Genomic DNA, 3,773 nt, shown 5'->3' on the forward strand with positions numbered 1-3,773 from the left:
TGCCCGGTAGATTGCTGTGTGGATGATGAAGATGTTCGTGAATCTCGTGAAGAGTTGCTAGCAAAGAAAGCTTGGCTTCACGTAGAGTAAACATATTTTTTTTTTAAAATGCGATCTGGAAATCAGATCGCATTTTTATGTTTTATTTTTTCTCTGTCCTAGGTATTATCAAAACTGGGCATTTCGCTTTTCGCGCCACGCTTTCAGATACACTCCCTGAAATAAAATGGTCGAATCCTGTTCTTCCATGAGTGCCTAAAATAATCATATCTGCCTTGCACTCATCGGCAACAGCCAAAATCTCATCTTGTGCTCTACCAATTTTTGTAACCGTTGATATTTTCACTATCTGACCGTATTTATCTTCTATTTTCTTAAACAAGGCTTTACTCGCTTCCTCTTGAATATGCATCAACTCAGGAATCATCACCGGCGATTCATTTAATAGTGGATCTGCGGAATAGGGTGAACTGATAGGTATTTCATCCACGTGGACTAAAGTAATTTTTGAGCCCAGATTTTTGGCTAAAAGTACCCCGTAGTTTAGGGCTTGTTCTGAGTAGGGGCTGTCTTCAACTGCAATTAGAATTCGATGGATATTTTCAGGGCTCACCATAAGATCAGGCGTTTAAAATGATATGGATTTTATCATCATAGCTAATTTACTTAAAATTTGGTTTATTTGCAAGATGAATCAAACTTTTGGTGTGTGCAATTTGTCGTTGGTGCCCTTGAGGACCGAGCCATCTGATAAAAGCGAGATGTGCTCTCAGCTTTTATTTGGAGATCATTTCACTTTACTTGAAGTTGGCGAAAAGTGGTCCCGTATTCTGACTGGATATGATGAATATGAGGGCTGGATTGACAATAAACAATATGTTAAAGTCAATAAGGCAACATTTGATGGTTTACGAAATAGTAACTCAGTTCTTGGTCTGGAGGTTTTTTACAGGGCAACAAAAACTGATAATCACGCTATTTTAAAGCTTCTTAGCGGTTCAACAATTCCCCATAATGTAGATGGATTGTTTTATCTAGGAGAAACTAGGTACAAAATTGATGGTATCACGGTCGATATAAATAAGTCTGAATTTCGTTCTGGGGTTAAGGATGCTGCTCATTTTTATTTTGGCTCTCCATACCTTTGGGGAGGTCGCTCAGTCTTCGGAATCGATTGTTCAGGCTTTTCACAAATGGTCTTTAAGCAATTTGGCATTAAGTTGAAGCGCGATGCATGGCAACAGGTGGAGCAAGGGGAGTTAGTAGGATTCTTGCAAGAAGCTATAGCCGGTGATCTCGCGTTTTTTGACAATGAGGAGGGACGGATTACGCATGTTGGTATTATGCTAGATAATCAACAAATTATTCATGCTTCGGGAAATGTAAGGATTGATCCTATTGATAATCAGGGGATATTTAACGAGGAATTAAATCGATATACCCATAAACTTAGGGTTATAAAGCGATTTTAATAGGCTAGGATCAGACTTTAATTATTATAAGCTTGTTCTATAAAGTCTATTTGCCAAATTTTTAGAAGTTTATCATCACTCACCGAGATAAGTTTATTATTTACAGGTTCCCATATAATTTTATTGATGGATAAATGGTGCCCATCAAACCCTTTCTCAATGCTAATTGTCTTCAATAGTTGAAAGGTTTCAGCATCCCAAATTTTAATGCTTTTATCCCTACTTGCTGTTGCTATAAATGGAAGCACAGGGTGAAAGGCAATCGAGTAAATGGAGTAAAGGTGTGCGGGGATACTTTCAAGGAGTGAATAATCAACGGTGTTCCAAACCTTCATTTGTGCGTCTCTACTTCCTGAAAGTAGTTGTTTTCCATTTGGAGAGAATTGGAGTGAACTGATGGGCAAGCTATGTTGATTAAGTACATATTTGAGGCTATAATCAATTAGGTTGTACACTTTTACAGTATTGTCTTTGCAGCCAAATGCTACTGTTTTTTCATCGGGACTTATACTAATCACTCGCACTGTTTGATTGGAAACCTTAAAATTATAGAGCATTTTAAGGCTGGAGAGATCCCAAACTGAAACCGATCCATCTTCTGATGCAATTAAGATCTCATTTTTCGAAACTATTGATTTGATATCGAAAACTGGAAGTTTATGGAACTGTAAAACACCACTAATTTTTTGTTCCTCTAAATTAAACACATCTACTTGTCCGCTGCGCTCGCCAGCAAGTAATAATGGAGCGCCTAAAGGGCAATGAAGTGAATAAACAGAAGAACTAACCGGAAATAAAACTTTGATAAATGCTGGTGCATCTACGCGCCATTCTACAATGCCTTTATCATTACCTGCAGAAAAAAGAATGCCCTTTTTTTGAGAGTTTTCGATGGTGTAAATTGGGTTTTGATGACCCGATAAGGTGGCAGCTTGTTCGATTGTTATCATGTCAAATCCCTTTCAATTGATCTAATGTCTAAAAGATTATTTTCCGGAATTTCTTTCTTCTAGGTTTTTAGCGATACTTGACAGGCTAACGTTCTTTTCGCGCATTAAAACTAATAGGTGGAAGATTAAATCGGACGCTTCATTAATGAAGTCATGCTCTGTTTCATTAAGCGCCGCAATTACAGTCTCAACCCCTTCTTCGCCAACTTTTTGGGCAATTTTATTAATTCCTTTAGTACGAAGTTTGTTCACGTAAGAGTCTTCTAGAGGATGATTATAGCGCTGATCAATGATTTTTTCTAGCTCAAAAATAAAATTCTGATTATAATGCGTGTCGAAGCAGGATCTTGTCCCATTATGACAAGTTGGGCCTTCGGGATTGACTCTTATTAATAAAGCATCTTGGTCGCAATCTTCTTTAATCTCCACCACATGAAGGAAATTGCCGCTTTCTTCACCTTTTGTCCAAAGTCGGTTTTTACTTCTTGAAAAAAAGGTAACCTTCCCTTCAGAACTTGTTTTTTGATAGGCCTCTTCATTCATATAGCCCAACATGAGCACTTCAAGCGTTTTTTCATCTTGAACTACTACCGGGACTAGTCCGCCACTTTTATTAAAATCAATTGTCATTTTTTATTTTTTTTTGGCTTAAAGCCTAATTTCAATATTATTCTGATCCAATACACTTTTCAGGTCGGGAATTAGAATCTCACCATAATGAAAAACAGAGGCTGCAAGCGCAGCGTCTACATTAGTTAATTTAAATAAATCTACAAAATGCTGCACAGTACCGGCACCACCGGATGCAATTAAAGGAATGCCGAGTGTATCGTTTATCTTTTTTAGTAAATGATTGTCAAAGCCTGCTTTAGTACCGTCATGCTCCATAGAGGTTAATAGTATCTCTCCAGCACCTCTTTCTTCAGCTTCTTTAATCCAGTGCTCAGTTTCTATGTCGGTTGCAATTCTTCCCCCATTTAGGTGGACGTAATTTTTCCCATTTATAGGCTTAGAATCAATAGCAACCACAACAAATTGCTTTCCAAAGGCTAGTGCCAATTCATCAATAAAATTAGGATTTCTAACTACCGCCGAATTTACCGAGATCTTATCGGCACCCGAATTAAGCAAAATATCGGCATCAGCAATCTCATTTATGCCTCCACCAATGGTAAAAGGGATATTTATCTGACGAGCCACAGAACGCACCAACTCCACCATGGTTTTTCTACGTTCATGGGTAGCCGTAATGTCAAGAAATACTAGTTCATCTGCACCCTGAGCAGAGTATTGGAAGGCAAGTTCAACAGGATCGCCTGCATCGCGTAAAGCAACGAAATTAACGCCTTTT

The 3,773-nt window shown here is 38.1% G+C and carries 5 protein-coding genes and 1 pseudogene; 2 read left to right on the plus strand and 4 right to left on the minus strand.

Features of this window, described 5'->3' with window-relative positions:
* Positions 1 to 90, plus strand: a pseudogene (locus ACILQF_RS11640) (ferredoxin); the annotation flags it as partial.
* 52 nt (positions 91 to 142) lie between these two features.
* Here ACILQF_RS11640 and ACILQF_RS11645 read toward each other — a convergent pair.
* A complete protein-coding gene (locus ACILQF_RS11645) occupies positions 143 to 616 on the minus strand; it encodes a universal stress protein (protein WP_395627574.1) in 474 nt (157 codons plus the stop codon).
* 22 nt (positions 617 to 638) lie between these two features.
* Here ACILQF_RS11645 and ACILQF_RS11650 point away from each other — a divergent pair, with 22 nt between their 5' ends.
* Positions 639 to 1,472 carry an NlpC/P60 family protein gene (locus ACILQF_RS11650; RefSeq protein ID WP_395627575.1) on the plus strand — a complete coding sequence of 278 codons (834 nt, stop codon included), beginning with the start codon at positions 639 to 641 and terminating at the stop codon, positions 1,470 to 1,472.
* A 17-nt stretch (positions 1,473 to 1,489) separates the two neighbouring features.
* Here ACILQF_RS11650 and ACILQF_RS11655 read toward each other — a convergent pair whose 3' ends face one another.
* The 3 genes from ACILQF_RS11655 to hisF form a co-directional block, all read right to left on the minus strand.
* Entirely contained in the window at positions 1,490 to 2,422 is a 933-nt protein-coding gene (locus ACILQF_RS11655) for a WD40 repeat domain-containing protein (RefSeq protein WP_395627576.1), read from the minus strand.
* A gap of 36 nt (positions 2,423 to 2,458) precedes the next feature.
* Positions 2,459 to 3,052, minus strand: a complete 594-nt coding sequence (gene hisIE / locus ACILQF_RS11660; RefSeq protein WP_395627577.1) for a bifunctional phosphoribosyl-AMP cyclohydrolase/phosphoribosyl-ATP diphosphatase HisIE — start codon at positions 3,050 to 3,052, stop codon at positions 2,459 to 2,461.
* An 18-nt stretch (positions 3,053 to 3,070) separates the two neighbouring features.
* On the minus strand, positions 3,071 to 3,773 hold a 703-nt coding region (hisF, locus tag ACILQF_RS11665; RefSeq protein WP_395627578.1), incomplete at its 5' end, for an imidazole glycerol phosphate synthase subunit HisF.

The organism is Daejeonella sp. (assembly GCF_044232565.1).
GTDB lineage: Bacteria > Bacteroidota > Bacteroidia > Sphingobacteriales > Sphingobacteriaceae > Daejeonella.

Bases quoted from the DNA above. Each gene is read 5' to 3' on its own strand.
- ACILQF_RS11645 (WP_395627574.1), bottom strand. From the start codon at position 616: ATGGTGAGCCCTGAAAATATCCATCGAATTCTAATTGCAGTTGAAGAC.
- ACILQF_RS11650 (WP_395627575.1), top strand. From the start codon at position 639: ATGGATTTTATCATCATAGCTAATTTACTTAAAATTTGGTTTATTTGC.
- ACILQF_RS11655 (WP_395627576.1), bottom strand. From the start codon at position 2,422: ATGATAACAATCGAACAAGCTGCCACCTTATCGGGTCATCAAAACCCA.
- hisIE (WP_395627577.1), bottom strand. From the start codon at position 3,052: ATGACAATTGATTTTAATAAAAGTGGCGGACTAGTCCCGGTAGTAGTT.